Consider the following 18,353-nt stretch of genomic DNA (forward strand, 5'->3'; position numbering starts at 1 on the left):
CCGTCATCACGGGGGCTGTCTGGCCGCTGACGGGTGGATTGCCACCAATAAGTCGGCGCTGATGGTTTTGCCGACACGGCGATGGACGATTTTTGTGCCCGATTCCCATCTGGCGCGGCATGTTGTTTTCCGAAGGCGGCACCCTTTTGGGGTGCCGTTTTCATTTTGGGCACCGCAATTTGATCGCCCCAGCCTATGGCAGAGGTCCGCTGTTTTGCCGGTCGGTCCGGGTCGGGGCTTTTCCTGTGTCGCAATCCACGGTATCAGATCCGGCAGTATACGATCAGAACAGGAGTGTCGGGATGCGGCGCGTAGTGGTTACCGGGCTTGGAATGGTCAGCCCCCTTGCTTGTGGGGTCGAAGCGACCTGGGCGCGTCTTCTGGACGGGAAGTCCGGTGCCGACACGATCCGGCGCTTTGATGCAAGCCATCTGGCGACGACCTATGCCTGTGAAATCCCGCTGGGCGACGGGTCGGACGGCACGTTCAACTCCGATGACTGGATGGAGCCGAAGGACCGCCGCAAGGTGGATGACTTCATCCTGTACGGGATTGCGGCGGCCATCCAGGCGGTAAAGGATGCTGGCTGGGAGCCGCAGGATACCGAGGGGCGTAACCGGACCGGCGTTATGATCGGCTCGGGCATCGGCGGCCTGTCAAGCATCGCCGACACGGCAGTTTTGCTCAAGGAGCGCGGGCCCAAACGTGTATCACCGTTCTTCATCCCCGGTGCGCTGATCAACCTGATCTCAGGTCAGGTCAGCATCCGCTTCGGGTTTCGCGGGCCAAATCATGCGGTAGTCACCGCGTGTTCAACCGGCGCACATGCCATTGGCGACGCTGCGCGGCTGATCCAGTGGGGCGATGCTGATGTGATGGTCGCAGGTGGCGCGGAAAGCCCGATCTCGGAAATCGGTATCGCCGGTTTCAATGCCTGTAAGGCACTGTCCACCAAGCGCGCCGACGATCCCACCCGTGCCAGCCGCCCCTATGACGCCGACCGCGACGGCTTCGTGATGGGCGAGGGCGCAGGCGTCGTCGTACTGGAAGAATACGAGCATGCGAAGGCACGTGGTGCAAAAATTTATGCTGAGGTGCTGGGCTATGGCATGTCGGGCGATGCCTATCACATCACCGCCCCGGCTGAGGATGGCGACGGCGCCTTCCGCTCGATGTCGGCCGCATTGGCGCGCGCAGGCTTGCCCGCGGCGAAGATCGACTACATCAACGCGCATGGTACCTCGACCATGGCGGATGTGATTGAACTGGCGGCGGTCGAACGTCTGTTGGGCGATTCCGCCGATCATGCCACGATGTCGTCGACCAAATCTTCCATCGGGCACTTGCTGGGCGCAGCGGGCGCTGTTGAGGCGATTTTCTGCATTCTCGCCATCCGCGACCAGATCGCGCCACCGACGCTGAACCTTGACACGCCCGCCGTGGCATCGCGGCTGGATCTGGCGCCGAATGCGGCCCGCAAGCGCAGGATAGACGTGGCGTTGTCGAACTCCTTCGGCTTTGGCGGTACTAACGCGAGCCTCGTTCTGGGGCGGGTAGAAGCTACATGATCCGACATATCGTCGCCAATGCGCTGACCCTGATGATCGTGCTGTTGATCGGGCTTGGAGGCGTGATCGCATGGGGCAAGCAAGAGTTCAGCACCGCCGGGCCGCTGCAAGAGGCGATTTGCCTGCGGATTGAACCCGGTGCGACGCTGCGCGCGGTCACCCGATCATTGGAGGATCAGGGCGCATTGGCGCATCCGTCGATCTTCCGGATGGGCGCGCAGTATACCGAACGGGCCAATCAGTTGCGCTTTGGGTCGTACCTGCTGCCCGCTGCTGCTTCGATGGATGAGATCCTCGATGTGGTGACGCGGGGCGGGGCCTCGACCTGCGGCAGTGAAGTGCTCTATCGCGTCGGGATCGCGCGCGCGGATACCATCGTGCGCGAACTGGATCCGGCGACGCAGCGCTTCCTCGAAGTTGTCAGCTTTGATGCGGGCGAGGAACCTCCCGCTGATTACAGCACATATACCGAGCAGGCCGACCTGCGCTATCGCATCACGTTGGCCGAGGGTGTGACCAGCTGGCAGGTGGTCGATGCGCTGAACCAGGCTGAGTTTCTGGCGGGCGAGGTCGCGGAGATCCCTGCCGAGGGCACCCTTGCCCCCGACAGCTACGAGGTGCAGCGTGGGGCGGACCGCGCCGAGTTGATCGCCGAGATGCAGGCGCGGCAATCGCGCATCCTGGCCGAGATGTGGGAGGGCCGCGCCGAGGGCCTGCCGCTCAGCAGCCCGGAAGAGGCGCTGATCCTCGCCTCGATCGTCGAGAAGGAAACCGGCCTTGCTGATGAGCGCCGACAGGTCGCAAGTGTTTTCGTCAACCGCCTCAACCAGGGTATGCGACTTCAGACCGACCCGACGGTGATCTATGGTATCACCGGCGGGCAGGGCGTTCTGGGGCGCGGCATCCGGCAATCCGAGCTGAATGCCGAGACGCCCTACAACACCTATCGCATTGACGGGCTGCCGCCGACGCCGATCGCCAACCCCGGCCGTGCCAGCATCGCAGCGGCGCTGGACCCCGATGAAACGCCTTTTATCTTCTTCGTCGCAGATGGGACCGGCGGTCATGCCTTTGCCGAGACATTGGCCGAGCACAACCGCAATGTCGCGCGCTGGCGCGAGATTGAGGCCCAGCAGCCGCAGGCGCAATAGGCGGCAACAGGGCCGCCGGGCGGCGTTGACCCGCAGCAACCGCAGTGCCATCAGCGCTGACGCTGTGGGCCGTCGGCGGCGGCAGCGCGATTGTGCCATGCGCAGACCACGTCATCCAGAATAACGGGGAGGCCCTTGCCATGATCGACTTCGTATATGCGCCCCCGCAAACCCCGCTGGACATCGTTCATCAAGACGCCAGCCTGATCGTGGTCCACAAACCTGCGGGCTTGCTGTCGGTGCCGGGGCGCGGGGCGCATTTGGCGGATTGCTTGATTGCGCGCCTGAAAGATGCGTTCCCGCAGGTCTTGCTGGTCCACCGGCTGGATATGGACACTTCGGGCGTGATGGTTTTCGCCCGGACACCCGACGCGCAGCGCGCACTGGGCCAGCAGTTTGAGAAGCGGATGACCCGCAAGAATTATGAGGCGCTGGTGCAGGGCGCGGTGCGCGGCAAGCATGGTACGGTCGATGCGCCCTTGATCGTCGACTGGCCCAACCGCCCGCGCCACAAGGTCTGTGCCCAGACCGGGCGCCCCGCACGGACCACCTGGCAAGTGCTGGCGCCAGAGGATGGCAATACCCGCATGAAGCTGACCCCGATCACCGGGCGAACGCATCAGCTTCGGGTGCACATGCAGGCGCTGGGGCATCCGATTCTGGGCGATCAGTTGTATGCTGAAGACGCCGGGCAGGGCTGGCCGCGCCTGATGCTGCATGCCGGGATGCTTGGCGTCGCACATCCCGAAACGGGTGAAGAGATGGTCTTTCGCGCCGCCTGTCCTTTTTGAGCCGGTTGATAAATTGAGTGCCCTTCGGGCACACACGATGTGCCCTGAGCGCCGCTGCGCGGCCCTCAGGGCGGCGGGTGCGAATTGCTGCGCGGCGTAACGATTTCTTAACCAAGACCCGCGAAGCTGGAAAAGTGCCGATTTACCTTGAAATGTTCTGCGTTTGATCGCATGTTGGCACGGAACACTTGGAGAACAAACCAGTGATTGCCGCGTGTGGCAGGGTGTGGAATAAGGAACGAAATCATGGCGACAGCGAGCCTTCTGGATATGACCGACAAGCGTAAAGCGGAAAAGCAAAAAGCCCTGGATTCGGCGCTGGCGCAGATTGAGCGGCAGTTTGGCAAGGGGTCGATCATGCGGCTGGGCGGGGACAACCCCGTGGCCGAGATCGAATCGACCTCGACCGGTTCGCTGGGGCTCGACATCGCGCTTGGCATTGGCGGGTTGCCGAAGGGACGGATCATCGAGATCTATGGCCCGGAATCTTCGGGCAAGACCACGCTCACGCTGCATGCCGTTGCGGAAGAGCAGAAGAAGGGCGGCGTCTGCGCCTTCGTGGATGCCGAACACGCGCTGGACCCTCTTTATGCCCGCAAGGTTGGGGTGAACCTGGAAGAGCTGTTGATTTCGCAGCCTGATACCGGCGAACAGGCATTGGAGATCGTCGATACGCTGGTACGCTCAGGCGCCGTCAGCATGGTGGTGATCGATTCGGTTGCCGCGCTGACACCCAAGTCGGAACTTGAAGGTGACATGGGCGACAGCAGCGTCGGTGTTCATGCCCGATTGATGAGCCAGGCCATGCGCAAGCTGACTGGGTCGATCTCTCGGTCGAACTGCATGGTGATTTTCATCAACCAGATCCGCATGAAGATCGGCGTGATGTTCGGCTCGCCGGAAACCACGACCGGCGGCAACGCGCTGAAGTTCTACGCCAGTGTCCGCCTCGATATCCGGCGCATTGGCTCGATCAAGGACCGCGATGAGATCGTGGGCAACTCGACCCGGGTAAAGGTGGTAAAAAACAAGGTCGCGCCGCCATTCAAACAGGTGGAATTCGACATCATGTACGGCGAGGGTATCTCGAAGACGGGTGAGATCATTGACCTCGGTGTGAAGGCCGGCGTGGTTGAAAAATCCGGTTCGTGGTATTCCTATGGGGATGAGCGGATCGGGCAGGGGCGTGAGAATGCCAAGCTTTACCTGAAGTCCAACCCGACGATCGCTACCGAGATTGAGGATAAGATCCGCGCAGCAAATGGCCTGGATTTCCAGATGGCCATCACCGAGGATGATTCCAGCGTCATGGAATAGCGATGCGCCGATGCTGAACGATCAATGGGGCCGCACGGATCGTGCGGCCTTTTTCCATGGGTCGGCCGCGCCGCGCCTCCCCCGGGGTGTGGACAGGCCCCCCGCGCCCCGCTAAACCCGCAGACACAACTTAGTCGACGCAGAGCGCAAAGGCCCCCTTCATGGCAAGTCTGAACGATATCCGGTCCACCTTCCTCGATTACTTCGCCCGGCAGGGGCATGAGGTCGTCGACAGTTCGCCGCTTGTCCCCCGCAACGATCCGACCCTGATGTTCGCAAATTCGGGCATGGTGCAGTTCAAGAACCTGTTCACCGGGGTGGAACATCGGGATTACAGCCGTGCCACCACGGCCCAGAAATGCGTGCGCGCCGGTGGTAAGCACAATGACCTCGACAATGTGGGCTATACCGCACGCCACCATACCTTCTTCGAGATGCTGGGAAATTTCAGCTTTGGCGATTATTTCAAGGCCGAGGCGATCCCCTTTGCATGGGAGTTGCTGACCAAAGACTTTGGCATCGACAAATCCCGTCTCCTGACCACGGTTTACCATACCGATGAAGAGGCTTTCGCGCTGTGGAAGAAGATCGGCGTGCCCGAAGACCGGATCATCCGGATCGCCAGTGATGACAATTTCTGGCGCATGGGGCCGACCGGCCCCTGCGGTCCCTGCACCGAGATTTTTTACGACCATGGCGACCATATCTGGGGTGGTCCGCCCGGCAGCGCCGAGGAAGACGGTGACCGCTTCATCGAGATCTGGAATGTCGTGTTCATGCAGAATGAACAGCACCCCGACGGGTCGATGACGCCGCTGCCGAACCAGTCGATCGACACTGGAATGGGGCTGGAGCGGATCGGGGCGCTGTTGCAGGGCAAGCATGACAATTATGATACCGACGTGATGCGCGCGCTGATCGAGGCCAGCGCGCATGCGACCAGCGTTGACCCTGACGGCCCTGGCAAGATGCACCACCGGGTGATCGCCGACCATTTGCGCTCGACCTCTTTCCTGATCGCAGATGGGGTGATGCCGTCGAACGAAGGGCGCGGCTATGTCCTGCGGCGCATCATGCGGCGCGCCATGCGACATGCGCATCAATTGGGGGCCGGCGATCCGCTGATGCACCGGCTGGTCCCGGCCCTCGTGCGCCAGATGGGCGGGCATTACACCGAATTGCAAGCCGCCGAGGCACTGATTACCGAAACGCTCCGGCTGGAAGAGACCCGATTCCGCCAGACCCTCGACCGCGGGTTGCGCCTGTTGGAGGATGAGCTGTCGCACCTGCCTGATGGCGCGGATCTGCCCGGCGCGGCGGCGTTCAAGCTCTATGACACCTTCGGTTTTCCGCTGGACCTGACGCAAGATGCCTTGCGCGAAAAGGGTCGTGCAGTGGATACCGCAGGCTTCGACGCGGCGATGGCCGATCAGAAGGCCAAGGCGCGCGCGGCTTGGTCCGGGTCGGGCGACACCAGCGAGGCGGCGGTCTGGTTTGACCTGGCCGAAGAACACGGGCCGACCGAATTCCTGGGCTATGATACAGAACGCGCTGAGGCGCAGGTGCTGGCGCTGGTGCGCGATGGGGCGTCAATCTCGGCCGCGCAGCAGAGCGCTGCGGTGCAGATCGTCGTGAACCAGACGCCCTTCTATGCAGAATCCGGCGGGCAGGTCGGCGATGCTGGCACAATCCGCACGGCCACCGGCGCGGCGCGGATCACAGACACCCGAAAAGCGCAGGGCGTTTTCATTCATTTCGCTGAGGTTACGCAGGGCAGCATCACGCCCGGCCAAGGCGCAGAGTTGGTCGTCGATCACGCGCGCCGCAGCGCGATCCGGGCAAATCATTCGGCCACGCATCTGCTGCATGAGGCGCTGCGCACCACGTTGGGCGACCATGTGGCGCAGCGTGGTTCGCTGAATGCGCCGGACCGCCTGCGATTCGATTTCAGCCATGGTGCGGCCCTCAGCCCGGCGGAGCTTCGGCAGATCGAGGATGATGTGAACGCTTTCATCCGGCAGAATTCTCGTGTCAGCACGCGGATCATGACCCCCGACGACGCCCGAGCCATCGGCGCGCAGGCCTTGTTCGGCGAGAAATACGGCGATGAGGTGCGTGTGGTGTCTATGGGCACGCAGGAGGGGTCGGGCAAGGGCGCCGATGCGCGCACCTATAGCCTGGAGCTTTGTGGTGGCACCCATGTGCAGCAGACCGGCGATATCGGGCTGTGCGTCATCACCGGGGACAGTGCCTCCAGCGCTGGGGTGCGGCGGATCGAGGCGCTGACCGGGACGGGCGCGCTGGCGCATCTGAACAGCCAATCTGCCGCGGTAGCCGAGGTTGCGGCCCTGCTCCGCGCGCAACCGGCAGAGCTTGGCGCGCGGGTGAAATCCCTTATGGATGAACGACGCGCCCTGCAAAACGAGGTGGCGCAGTTGAAACGGGAACTGGCGTTGGGCGGCGGCGATGGCAGCGCTGACGTGCGCGAGGTTGCCGGGATCAAGCTGGTTGCCCAGGTGCTGAGTGGGGTTAGCGGCAAGGATCTTCCGCCGATGATTGACGAGATGAAAGCAAAGCTTGGCTCGGGCGTCGTGGTTTTGGTCGCTGATGGCGGCGGCAAACCGGCCGTGGCCGCGGGTGTGACGGCTGACCTGACGGGTCGCGTCTCTGCGGTTGATCTGGTGCGCGCAGCGACTGCAGCCATGGGCGGGAAGGGCGGCGGTGGGCGCGCCGACATGGCTCAGGGTGGCGGCGCGGATGCGGCGAAGGCGCCCGACGCGTTGAAGGCGGCCGAAGCTGTCATCGCGGCGCTGGCATGAGCGCCTATATCATCGCTCGGATCGCGGTTACCGATCCAGAGGTCTACATGACCTATGCCGCCCAGACCGTCGCATTGGCCGAAAAGGCGGGCGGGCGGTTCTTGGTGAAGGGCGGCGCGCTGACGCAGTTGGAGGGGGAGGGGCCGAGCCGCGTTGTGGTCATCGAGTTTTCCGACCGCGTCAGTGCAGAGGCATGGTACGCCTCTGACGCCTATCAGGCGATCTTGCCTGTCGCGCAGCAAAGCAGCCTGCGCGATCTCGTTATCGTGGATGGAATGGGAGATACCGAATGACAGCCCTTTGGATTGCCAATGTCAATGTAACGGATGCTGATGCCTACGCGAAGTATGCAGCGCTTGCCGGGCCCGCGATTGCCGCGTTCGGCGGGGTCTTCCTGGCCCGTGGGGGGCGCTACGTTCAACTCGAAGGCCGTGATCGCAAGCGCAATGTTGTGGCGCGCTTCCCGTCGCTTGAGGATGCGGTTGCTTGTTACAATTCGGATGCTTATCAGGCCGCCCTCGACCACGCGCGGGACGCAGCAGAACGCGACCTGATCGTGATCGAGGAAACCAGCTGAGGCACTTCCCGGCCATGTCGGGCCCAGGTGCAAACATGCTTTTCGCACAGCGGACATGCGAAAAAAAGCATAATGCGTGGCGTGTTAACTGGAGTGAACGCAACTCGCTCTGAACCAATCCGCGCCCGAATGCCCGCCCCGGCGGGCATTTTTCTATTCAGCCGCGCGCAGCGGGGTGGCGCGGGGGTGCAGGTCGAACTCCGGCTCCGCGATATCGGCTTCCGCCACCGGGGCCGGTTCGTCCCAGATGATTTCGGCACCACGCAATTTGCGGGCCTGTTTCTCCAGCACCCGGTCGCGGCGCGCTGCGCTGCCTTTGCCCGAAAAGACCCAGCCCAGCCCCAGCGCCGACCGATACGCCCCGGCTGAGACCCAGACTCGCAGCGCCAGCAAAGCTGGCGTGAACAGCAGCGTCAGGAAGGTCGCGATGCCCAGCCCGAAAACCACTGCGGTGGCGAGTTGCTTCCACCACAATGCCGTGGGGCTGTCGATCGAATAGCCACCGCCGAAAAAGTCGATGGACAGGCCGAACATCATGGGCGTCAGCCCAGCCATGGTGGTGCTGGTGGTCATCAGCACGGGTCTGATCCGCGCCTCTACCGTGCGGATGATCGCCTCGATGCGGGGCATGATCTTCTCATATTGCTGATAGGTGTCGATCAGCACAATATTGTTATTCACGACGATGCCTGCCAGCGCGACGATGCCCGTGCCCGTCATGATGATCGAGAATGTCTGATCCATCACCAGCATGCCGATGAGCACCCCGGCGGTGGACAGCACAACCGCCAGCAGCACCAGCGCGGCGTTGTAGAAGCTGTTGAACTGCGCCAGCAGGATCAGGAACATAAGCGCCAGCGCGCCCGCAAAAGCCATGCTGAGGAAGGCTGTGCTTTCTTCCTGGTCCTGTTGCTCGCCGGTCCATTCCCAGTCAATCCCGCTGGGTAGGCGGTCGCCTGCTTGCAGCCATTGCGTCAGCACCTCGATCCGCTCATTCGCATTCACGGGGACGATGCGCAGCGCGCCTTGTTCCACCTGCGTCTGAATGTCCTGCGCAGCGATACGCTGGACCGAGCCCTCGGCATGCGCCGCCACCTCGGTCAGGCGGCGCGGCACGACGTTGCGCACCTCATCCGCAGGGGTGACCAGCTTCACGAGGTCAGGGGCGACGTCGGCTTTCACGTCGAGATACCGTCGCTCGTCCACCCGGTCGATCTGCCCGCGCCGGGCCACGGGTTCGCGGGTGATGAAATTCGACAGCGGGATCAGGCCCGCGTTGGTTTGCACCCGCAGCGTGTCCAGCGTGGACAGCAGGCGGTCCTCCTCGGGCAACCGCACCCGGATTTCGATTTCGTCGTCCGAGGTATCGACCTGCATCGTATCCAGCAAGATGCCGCGCGTGATCAACTGCACCATGCCGCCCACCGTCGCCACATCAGCGCCATAGCGTCCGGCCACGGCGGTATCGACATTGATACGCCAGTCGATTCCGGGAACGGGCCGCGTGTCTTCGATGTCGATCAGCCCGGGGGTCTGGTTGAAACGGGTCAGAACGGTTTCAACCGCTGCGCCCAGATCGTCGAAATTGTCGCCCATGAGCCGCAGATGCACGGGTTTCGCCCCCGCAGGTCCGCCGGTCTGCACCAATACTTCGGTTTTCATGCCCGGAAGGCGGCTCAGGTCGGCCTGAAGTTTCTCGATGATCCGGCTGCCGGTCAGGTCGGGCGCGTCGATGCGTTTTTGCCAGTTCGACAGTTCGAACTGGATCTGACCGACCGTGTCCAGCGGCGATTGCGCGCCTGCGGTGTTCTGGTTCAACCCGCCGCGCCCCGCGAAGGAAAATACCGCCTCGATCCCTTCTTGTTCCAGCGTGACCAGTTCAGCCTGACGCACCAACGCGTCTTTCTCGGACAATGATAGGTTTCCGCGAGCCCGCACGAAGACTACGCCTTGCTCTGGCTCGGTTTCTACGAAGAATTCCACGCCCCGATTATTTTCGCCAAAGTAGCCGAAGACCGCAATGACGAAGGCAACCACTGCTACCACGGTCACGATCGGCATGATCGGGTTGCCGACGATCAGCTTCATCACCCAACCGATGGGGCTGCGGCGGTGGCCTGCGCGGATGGACCGGGGCGCGGATTGCCGCGCGACCGAACCCAGAGTGATGGAGGCCGCCATTGCCGCGAATGTCATGATCAAAAGCCCGGGGGCGAAGGCGTAGATCCCGCTCAGCGGCAGGGTGGGGGGAAGCAGATACGCCGGGTTCAGCGTCTGCATCGCGCCTGCGAACAATGCCCCAAGTGCCCCGACCACCAACAGCAGCCGCACGATCAGCGGCAGACGGCGCAGCGCGGTGGAGGCCCGCGCGAAGCTCCGCGCGATGCGTCCGGTCACGCCGCCCATCACCGGCAGGAACACCAGCGCCACGATCAGCGAAGCGCTCAGCACGAAGATCAACGTGACCGGCAGCATCCCCATGAACTCTCCCGCCACGCCGGGCCAGAACAGCATCGGCAGGAACGCGCAGAGCGTTGTGCCGGTCGAGGCGACCACAGGCCAGAACATGCGCTTGGCCGCCGAGGTATAGGCCTGCATCGGGCCGTCACCCTCGGCCAGCCGGTTGTCGGCGTACTCGGTCACCACAACCGCACCATCGACCAGCATGCCCACCGACAAGATCAGGCCGAACATCACGATGTTCGACACCGCGACGCCCATCAGCCCCAGCAAGATGAAACACAACAGGAAAGATGTGGGCACCGCAAAGCCCACCAGCATGGCTGATCGTGTGCCAAGTGCGCCCAGCACCACGATCATCACCAGCGCTACGGCGGTCAGGACAGAGCCCTCCAGTTGTGCGACCATACCTTCCACCTGGAAAGAGTTGTCGAGCGCGGGCGTGGTGCGCACTGCGGCCTGCAATTCCGGCGGCCAGGTGGCGCGCTCTGCCTCGACCGCGGCGCGCACGGTGGCCGCGGTGTCGATCAGGTTGAAGCCCTTGCGCTTGACCACCTGAATGGCCAACGTGGTTTCGCCGTTGAAACGCGCGGTGCCCTGCCGGTCCTCGAAAGTCAGGCGGATCTCGGCCAGATCGCTCAGCGTTACGACGCTGTCGCCGTTCACCTTGATTGGCAGGTCATAGACATCTTGCGGGGTGCTGAACGTGGCAGGGACCGTGACGGCAAAGGCGCCCGCGTCAGTTTCAATATCGCCCGCCGCGACCAACTGGTTGTTGCGCGTGATGACATTGATCAACTCGCCCGCCGTGACATTGTAGGCTTCCAGCCGCAGCGGGTCGATCAGCACTTCCAGCATCTCATCGCGGCTGCCCGCGATCGAGGCTTCGAGCACGGCCTCGATCCCCTCGATCCGGCCTTGCAGGCTTTGCGCGGCGCGCAGCAGGGTGCGTTCGGGCACGTCGCCCGAGATGGCGACGATGATGATCGGAAATTGGGAAAAGTTGATCTCGTCAATCGAATAGCTCTGGAAACCTGACGGGAATTTCCCTTCGGCCCGGCTCATCCGGTCGCGGACATCGGCGATGGTGGAATTCTTGTCCCAGCCGAATTCGAACTCCAGCACCAGCCCGGCAAAGCCCTCCGAGGCGGTCGCGCTCATGGTTTTCAGCCCGTCGATGCCGGACATTTCCTGTTCCATCGGCTCGACCAGCAGGCTTTCGCTGTCACTGGCGGAAATTCCGGGGAAGGGGACCGAGATGAACAGCGCCGGGATTTCGATATCCGGCTCACCTTCCTTCGGCAGTCCGGTATAGGCGAAGGCGCCCGCCAGCAGGGTCACGGTGATGAAGGCGATGACCATCCGGGCATGGGTCGCAGCCCAGTCGATGATGCCGTTCATTGGCCCAGACCTTCGGCCGCGTCATTGCCGCGATAGGTGACATCCACCTGCACGCCTTCGCTGACATATTCCTGCCCCAGCACGATCACGGTGGCCTCATCCGGTAACCCGCCGACCCACACGCCGTTGGCCGTGTCGCGGATCACCTGCACCGTGGTAAAGGTCACGATGTCGTCGTCATCCAACAGCCGGAGGCCCAGTTGTCCCTCGTTGTTCAGCGTCAGCGCCGAGCCGGGGATCAGATGCGCCATATCACCCGTTGCGCTGATCATCATGTCGGCGCTTTGGCCGTCGCGGATGCTCATGTCGGCATTCGGCACGGTCACTTCGACCCGAAAAGTCCGGGTCGCGGGATCGGCCGACCGTGACAGGAAGCTGACCCGCCCCAGAACGTCGCGCCCGCCCGACAGGCGCGCGCCTGCGGTTGTGCCGATCTCGATCCGGTCAACCTGCGTTTCGGGGACAAAGCCCACCAGTTTCATCGGGTCCAGCTGGATCAGTGTGGCGCACAGCCCGCCGGGTTGCAGCAGGGCGCCCAATTCGGCGGTATCCGTTTCCAGCAGACCGTCGAAAGGCGCGACCATGGTCAGGCGGTTGAGTTCCTGTGTCGCGGCCTCCACCCCGGCCTGCGCGCCTTGCAGCGTGGCCCGGGCCGAAGCAGCACGGGTCTGCGACGCAAAACCGCCTTCAGATAGCCGCTGCGCGGCGTTGAAGTTGATTTCCGCCTCTGCCAGCCGGGCCTCGGCCTCGGCCAGTGCAGCTTGCCTTGTGCCGGGTGACAGCACGCACAGCGGGTCGCCTGCGGTCACATGGCTGCCGCGCCGCAGCGGCGTCGAGGCGATCAGCCCCCCGGTTTCGGCGCGGATCTCCACCTGCCGGGCAGCTTCGGTCCTGCCGCGCAGCAGCACGGTATTCTCAACCTCTGACGCGGTGGTGCGCTGCGCCACAACGGCAACCCTTGGCGGTGCCTCAGTCCCTGTGGCATCCGCAGTCACCGCTGCCGCGTCGCCGGGCGTATCTTCGGCGGTGGCGGTAGAAGCGAAGGCCAGCAATGCCTCCCGCTCCATCACCAGAAGGTAGAGCGATCCCGTAATGGTCAGGGCGGTAATCAAGGGGACAATACGCATGATGGTGCGGTGGCTTTCTGAAAGGCAGGCCGCAATCGTTGCGACCTCATAAATACGCTGAACTAACCCGTTCAGATTACCCCCATCGCACATTTGCCACAAGCAAGGACTGCGCAACTGCGGCATCCGGGCCCCGGGTGTGGCCCGGAATGGGGGAAATACTGGCGGGGACGCGACAGGGCTTGGCAATCTGCCGGTCTTCGCGGTATGACGGCGATGGATTAAAAAGGGGAGAAGGCGTGAGCAATTCGGACGGTTTTATCGACGAAGTCAGCGAAGAACTGCGCCGCGACAAAATGTTCGGCCTGATGCGGAAGTATGGCTGGATCGCAGTCGTACTGGTGCTGATGGTCGTGGGCGGCGCCGCGTACTACGAATGGCAAAAAGCGCAGGCGCGCGCCAGCGCCGAGGCGTTCGGCGACAGCGTGCTTTCCGCGATTGAGGCTGATCCCTCCGATGCCCGCCTTGAAGGGCTGCGCGATGTAAACGGTAATCCGGTGCAGCAAGGCGTGCTGAATCTCCTGATCGCCTCCGAAACACTGGCGCTCGAAGATCGCGACGCCACGCTGGCCGCCCTCGAGGCAGTTGCGCAAAACGAGGCTCTGCCCTTGAGCTACCGGCAGCTTGCCACCCTGAAGCGCGTGATCGTGGCGGGCGATGCCCTGCCCCTGGCCGAGCGTGAGGCCGCATTGGGCGGTCTGGCGCAGGCCGGGCAGGCCTTCCGTCCGCTGGCGCTGGAACAGATGGCGCTGCTACGGGCGGGCGAAGGCGATACCGAGGGTGCGCTGGCCCTGCTGAACGACCTGCTCAGCGGTCCGGATGTCACGCAGGTTCTGCGACGCCGCGCGCAGCAGTTGGTTATCGCACTGGGCGGGGAACTGGACGCTGCCTGACCGTCGTTCGCGCGCGGCGATCCAGGCCAGGCGCAGGCAGGTCTGACAGCTCCGGCGCGCGGTCAGATCCGACACGGCGGCGGGTTGCGCAACCAAAGGGCTTTCGTCACGCTTGGGATTGCCTGCCCCCCCTGTGAACGGCTATGAACATAGGGCGTCGCGGGGGCATCCATCCCCGAACCGGAGAGCAGATTGCGGCGGTGCCACACGCGCCGCACCTACGAGAGAGGGACACACGCGGTGACATTATTCAGATACGCCGGCCTTTTGGCCTTCGCCGGGGTGCTTGCATCGTGTGAGCGTGAGTTCATTCTGCCCGGTGAGCGGTTCGATATCCGCGCGCCTTTTGACGAAACCGCAGGCAGCGTCCCCGTGAACCAAGCCGCGCCGATCGCCCTTCCGGCGCAATCTGCCAATGCGTCATGGACCCACCGGCTGGGCAGTTCTGAAGGCCGACTTGCGCATCCCGCGCTCGGCGCTTCGCTACAACCGGTCTGGAGCGTGGACATCGGGGAGGGCGATGGACGGCGCCACCGCATAACCGCCGAACCCGTGGTCGTAAACGGCGTGGTCTACACCCTCGACAGTCAGGCAATGGTCACGGCGACCTCTGCCGCGGGACAGGTTCTTTGGCAACGCGACATCACGCCCACGTATGCGCGGGTGGGCGATGCCTCGGGCGGCGGGCTGGCATTTGGCGGCGGGCGTCTTTACGTCACCTCAGCCTTCGGTCTGCTGGTCGCGCTGGACCCGGCAAGCGGTGCCGAGATCTGGGCGCATCGCTTTGACGCGCCCGTGAAAGGTGCGCCGAACGTGGAGGGCGCACATGTGTTCGTCGTGGCCGCCGACAGTTCCGCCTGGGCGCTGGAGGCCGCGACCGGCAAGGTAGACTGGCAATTGCCCGGCACGCCCTCACGCTCGTCCATGGTGGGCGGGGCGACCCCGGCACTCAGCGGTGGGACGGTTATCCTGCCCTTCGCATCGGGCGAGCTGATCGCGGCCAGCCGTGACGGCGGGGCGCAGTTGTGGACCACCATCGTCGCGGGGCAGCGGATCGGATCGGCATCAGGCCAGATCCGTGACATCACCGGCGACCCGGTGGTCGCGGGCGGTCGCGTCTATGTCGGCAACCAGTCCGGGCGCGTGATGGCGCTGGACAGCGGGACGGGCACGCGGGTCTGGACCGCGCGCGAGGCCGCTTATGGCCCGGTCTGGCCGGTGGGCGGCAGCGTCTTCATGATGTCGGACCGCAACCGGCTGATCCGGCTGGACGATGCGACAGGCGATGTTGTCTGGGCCGTTGAACTGCCGCTTTATACAGAACAGCGCGAACGCCGTCGTGCAGAGATCTTTGCCCATTACGGCCCGGTGTTGGCCGGTGGACGCTTGTTGGTTGCTTCGAACGACGGGCAGTTGCGCAGCTTTGACCCGGCCTCGGGCGCGCTCGTGGGCGCGGTGGAAGTGCCGGGCGGGGCGGCATCGACGCCGGTCGTCGCGGGTGGCACCGCATATGTGATTTCGACGGACGGGCGCTTGCACGCTTTGCGTTGACGCGAAACTCCTGTAATGGGCGCGGTTCGGCCAGTCTTTGGCCCGAATCCCCGCGGGGGTTCACCCTATCCCCTTGCGGGTTTGCCTTTGGAGGGCGTGATGAGTTTTACCCTTGCGATCGTTGGACGGCCGAATGTCGGCAAATCCACGTTGTTCAACCGGCTGGTGGGCAAACGGCTTGCGTTGGTCGATGACCAGCCCGGCGTGACGCGCGACCTGCGCGAAGGCCCCGCCCGGCTGGGGGAACTGCGCTTTACCGTGATTGACACGGCCGGGCTGGAAGACGTGACCGACGACAGCTTGCAGGGCCGGATGCGGCGGCTGACCGAACGCGCCGTGGGCATGGCCGACATCTGCCTGTTCATGATCGACGCCCGCACCGGGATCACGCCGACGGATCAGGTCTTTGCAGAGATCCTGCGCAAACGCGGTGCGCATGTCATCGTGGCGGCCAACAAGGCCGAAGGCCGCGCGGGCGATGGCGGGGTGCTGGAGGCGTTCTCGCTGGGTCTGGGCGAACCGTTGCGCCTGTCCGCAGAACATGGCGAGGGGTTGGATGAACTCTATCACATCTTGCGCCCCATCGCGGCCGGGTTTGAAGAACAGGCAGAGGCCGACGCCCCCGAAACCGATATCGACCTGCCCGAGGAACTCCTGGAAGGCGATGAACTGCCCGCCTTCGCACCGACCAACGACAAGCCCTTGCAGGTTGCGGTGATCGGGCGCCCGAATGCCGGTAAGTCGACGCTGATCAACAAGATTCTGGGCGAAGAGCGGCTGTTGACCGGCCCCGAGGCCGGGATCACCCGTGATGCGATCTCGCTGCGCATGGACTGGATGGGCACGCCCATGCGGATCTTCGACACGGCAGGGATGCGCAAGAAGGCGCGGGTGCAGGAGAAGTTGGAGAAACTATCGGTCGCCGATGGACTGCGCGCGGTGAAATTCGCCGAAGTGGTGGTGGTTTTGCTGGATGCGGCGATCCCGTTCGAGCAGCAGGATCTGCGCATCGCCGATTTCGCCGAAAGCGAAGGGCGCGCCGTGGTAATTGCGGTTAACAAGTGGGACATCGAGGAAGACAAGCAAGACAAGCTGAAAGCGCTGCGCCAGTCGTTTGAGCGGTTGCTGCCGCAGCTGCGCGGCGCACCGCTGGTGACTGTCTCGGCGCTGACGGGCAAGGGCCTGGACCGGCTGCACGATGCGATCATAAGCGCGCATGAAGTCTGGAACCGGCGCATCCCGACGGCCAAGCTGAACCTGTGGTTGGGGCTGATGGTAGAGAGCCATCCGCCGCCCGCGCCGGGCGGGCGGCGGATCAAGCTGCGCTACATGACTCAGGCGAAAACCCGTCCGCCGGGCTTTGTCGTCATGTGCTCCAACCCCGATGACCTGCCCAAAAGCTATGAGCGTTACCTGATCAATGGGCTTCGGGACAGTTTCGACATGCCAGGCACGCCGATCCGGATCTTCATGCGCTCGCAGGCGGATCGGAACCCGTATAAAGACCGCAAGAAGGCGGGGCCGTCCAAGCTGCGCAAACATACCGAGGGGCATCGCCCGGACAGGTAGGGGGCGCCTGCGGCGGGCGGGTAGGGGGCTTTGCCCCCCCTGCGCCTTGCAGCGCATTCCCCCCAAGAGCGCGTTGACGTGTCACATGGATCAAACCGTCCTGCTGGGGGAGGGAGAGCATGGCACCATCCGACAGAGATGTTCTCCCGCCTGAAGGCGGGACGCATACACCGATCTTGCAAACGCATTTGCCGCATGCGCCTTGGATGCAGCCACATACCCGCCGCTTGCCTGGGATGCAGCCCGTGGCACCGGGGGAATGGCTGGGGGTGGATGATGCCTACGCTGCGCAAATGGCGGAACGGCGGCGTCTGCTCGTCACGATGCCCGCGCGGGTTCTGGCTTGCCCCGTTGAAACGGGCGCCGACCGTGACGCGCAAGCGGCCGCATTGGCCTTGCGGGACTGCGTGCTGGCCGAACTGCCCGCCTTGGGTTTCGATGTTCATGGATCAAGGGTCACATGCCCCGACGGACGCATGGTGACGAATGACCTGACCGCGCCGCTGCGCACGCTTGGGCAGTTGGTGCAGGAGGATTTCTGCATCATGCAGCGTCCGGAGGGCGGGGCCGAGTACCTTTTGACGGGGGCGATCCTGTGCTTCCCGTCGCGCTGGACCCTGGCAGAAAAGCTGGGTCGCACGCTGCTGGCGATTCATGCACCGGTGCCGGAATACGACGCCACGCTGGCATCCCGCGTTCAGCGCCTGTTCGATGGCGTGCGACGGGAACATCCCCTGTGGCGCGCGAATACCCTGGCCTACGGCGAGCCGCGTCTGTTCAACCCGCTGCGGGAAGCCGACGACCACCGGCTTCCACAAGATGCGCCGCCCTATGTCAGGTCAGAGCGGCAGACATTGCTGCGGCTTCCAGTCGGCGACACGGTCATCTTTTCGATTCACACCTATCTTGTCGCGATCGCCAGCTTGTCGGTGTCACAAGCCGATGGGTTGAACGCGTGGCTGGCCGGGCGGAACGGACCGATTCCGGTCCGGTAGTGGGTAAAGGCAGGCTGATGATGCATGCCTTGATGGTTCTCGGGCTTGCCTCCTCACCCGCACCCGCACGGCGACAGCAACGCCCAAAAGCAAAAGGCCCCCGGTAAATGCGGGGGCCTTTGCGTTATCATACC

General features: G+C 63.8%; 13 protein-coding genes. 11 read left to right on the forward strand and 2 right to left on the reverse strand.

Annotation, left to right across the window (positions count from 1 at the left end; translation table 11 throughout):
- The first annotated feature begins 302 nt into the window (after positions 1-302).
- The 7 genes from fabF to H9529_RS15860 all read left to right on the forward strand — a co-directional run bounded on the left by fabF (position 303) and on the right by H9529_RS15860 (position 8,223).
- Positions 303-1,568, forward strand: a complete 1,266-nt coding sequence (fabF, locus tag H9529_RS15830; RefSeq protein ID WP_092886813.1) for a beta-ketoacyl-ACP synthase II — start codon at positions 303-305, stop codon at positions 1,566-1,568.
- A complete protein-coding gene (mltG, locus tag H9529_RS15835; protein WP_092886815.1) occupies positions 1,565-2,719 on the forward strand; it encodes an endolytic transglycosylase MltG in 1,155 nt (384 codons plus the stop codon). Before fabF ends, mltG begins: the two co-directional genes overlap by 4 nt.
- 140 nt (positions 2,720-2,859) lie before the next feature.
- Positions 2,860-3,510 carry an RluA family pseudouridine synthase gene (locus H9529_RS15840; protein WP_176846966.1) on the forward strand — a complete coding sequence of 217 codons (651 nt, stop codon included), beginning with the start codon at positions 2,860-2,862 and terminating at the stop codon, positions 3,508-3,510.
- Positions 3,511-3,756: 246 nt separating this feature from the next.
- Positions 3,757-4,827: a recombinase RecA gene (recA, locus tag H9529_RS15845; protein ID WP_092886817.1), complete on the forward strand. Its 1,071-nt coding sequence runs from the start codon at positions 3,757-3,759 to the stop codon at positions 4,825-4,827.
- A gap of 161 nt (positions 4,828-4,988) precedes the next feature.
- On the forward strand, positions 4,989-7,646 hold the full coding sequence (gene alaS, locus H9529_RS15850; RefSeq protein ID WP_092886819.1) for an alanine--tRNA ligase: 2,658 nt from the start codon (positions 4,989-4,991) through the stop codon (positions 7,644-7,646).
- Positions 7,643-7,939 (forward strand): DUF1330 domain-containing protein, encoded by a 297-nt coding sequence (locus tag H9529_RS15855; RefSeq protein WP_092886820.1) that lies wholly within the window; start codon positions 7,643-7,645, stop codon positions 7,937-7,939. Before alaS ends, H9529_RS15855 begins: the two co-directional genes overlap by 4 nt.
- Positions 7,936-8,223 carry a DUF1330 domain-containing protein gene (locus tag H9529_RS15860; protein ID WP_092886822.1) on the forward strand — a complete coding sequence of 96 codons (288 nt, stop codon included), beginning with the start codon at positions 7,936-7,938 and terminating at the stop codon, positions 8,221-8,223. The genes H9529_RS15855 and H9529_RS15860 overlap by 4 nt, the downstream gene beginning before the upstream one ends.
- A gap of 153 nt (positions 8,224-8,376) precedes the next feature.
- Here H9529_RS15860 and H9529_RS15865 read toward each other — a convergent pair whose 3' ends face one another.
- Positions 8,377-12,084: an efflux RND transporter permease subunit gene (locus H9529_RS15865; protein WP_092886824.1), complete on the reverse strand. Its 3,708-nt coding sequence runs from the start codon at positions 12,082-12,084 to the stop codon at positions 8,377-8,379.
- The gene (locus H9529_RS15870; protein WP_092887117.1) at positions 12,081-13,211 is read right to left on the reverse strand and encodes an efflux RND transporter periplasmic adaptor subunit; all 1,131 of its coding nucleotides are present in this window, start codon (positions 13,209-13,211) and stop codon (positions 12,081-12,083) included. Before H9529_RS15870 ends, H9529_RS15865 begins: the two co-directional genes overlap by 4 nt.
- Positions 13,212-13,450: 239 nt before the next feature.
- Between H9529_RS15870 and H9529_RS15875 the strand changes: the two genes are divergently transcribed.
- From H9529_RS15875 to H9529_RS15890, 4 genes are all read left to right on the forward strand, one after another.
- A complete protein-coding gene (locus tag H9529_RS15875) occupies positions 13,451-14,104 on the forward strand; it encodes a hypothetical protein (RefSeq protein WP_092886826.1) in 654 nt (217 codons plus the stop codon).
- A gap of 240 nt (positions 14,105-14,344) precedes the next feature.
- Positions 14,345-15,655 carry a PQQ-like beta-propeller repeat protein gene (locus tag H9529_RS15880; RefSeq protein ID WP_092886828.1) on the forward strand — a complete coding sequence of 437 codons (1,311 nt, stop codon included), beginning with the start codon at positions 14,345-14,347 and terminating at the stop codon, positions 15,653-15,655.
- Positions 15,656-15,754: 99 nt separating this feature from the next.
- Positions 15,755-17,224, forward strand: a complete 1,470-nt coding sequence (gene der, locus H9529_RS15885; protein ID WP_092886831.1) for a ribosome biogenesis GTPase Der — start codon at positions 15,755-15,757, stop codon at positions 17,222-17,224.
- Positions 17,225-17,430: 206 nt separating this feature from the next.
- Positions 17,431-18,219: a heme-dependent oxidative N-demethylase family protein gene (locus H9529_RS15890; protein ID WP_223814212.1), complete on the forward strand. Its 789-nt coding sequence runs from the start codon at positions 17,431-17,433 to the stop codon at positions 18,217-18,219.
- Positions 18,220-18,353 lie beyond the last annotated feature (134 nt).

It is taken from the genome of Roseicitreum antarcticum, from assembly GCF_014681765.1.
GTDB lineage: Bacteria > Pseudomonadota > Alphaproteobacteria > Rhodobacterales > Rhodobacteraceae > Roseicitreum > Roseicitreum antarcticum.

Coding starts and splice junctions, on each gene's coding strand:
- fabF (WP_092886813.1), top strand. CDS start 303: ATGCGGCGCGTAGTGGTTACCGGGCTTGGAATGGTCAGCCCCCTTGCT.
- mltG (WP_092886815.1), top strand. CDS start 1,565: ATGATCCGACATATCGTCGCCAATGCGCTGACCCTGATGATCGTGCTG.
- H9529_RS15840 (WP_176846966.1), top strand. CDS start 2,860: ATGATCGACTTCGTATATGCGCCCCCGCAAACCCCGCTGGACATCGTT.
- recA (WP_092886817.1), top strand. CDS start 3,757: ATGGCGACAGCGAGCCTTCTGGATATGACCGACAAGCGTAAAGCGGAA.
- alaS (WP_092886819.1), top strand. CDS start 4,989: ATGGCAAGTCTGAACGATATCCGGTCCACCTTCCTCGATTACTTCGCC.
- H9529_RS15855 (WP_092886820.1), top strand. CDS start 7,643: ATGAGCGCCTATATCATCGCTCGGATCGCGGTTACCGATCCAGAGGTC.
- H9529_RS15860 (WP_092886822.1), top strand. CDS start 7,936: ATGACAGCCCTTTGGATTGCCAATGTCAATGTAACGGATGCTGATGCC.
- H9529_RS15865 (WP_092886824.1), bottom strand. CDS start 12,084: ATGAACGGCATCATCGACTGGGCTGCGACCCATGCCCGGATGGTCATC.
- H9529_RS15870 (WP_092887117.1), bottom strand. CDS start 13,211: ATGCGTATTGTCCCCTTGATTACCGCCCTGACCATTACGGGATCGCTC.
- der (WP_092886831.1), top strand. CDS start 15,755: ATGAGTTTTACCCTTGCGATCGTTGGACGGCCGAATGTCGGCAAATCC.
- H9529_RS15890 (WP_223814212.1), top strand. CDS start 17,431: ATGCAGCCACATACCCGCCGCTTGCCTGGGATGCAGCCCGTGGCACCG.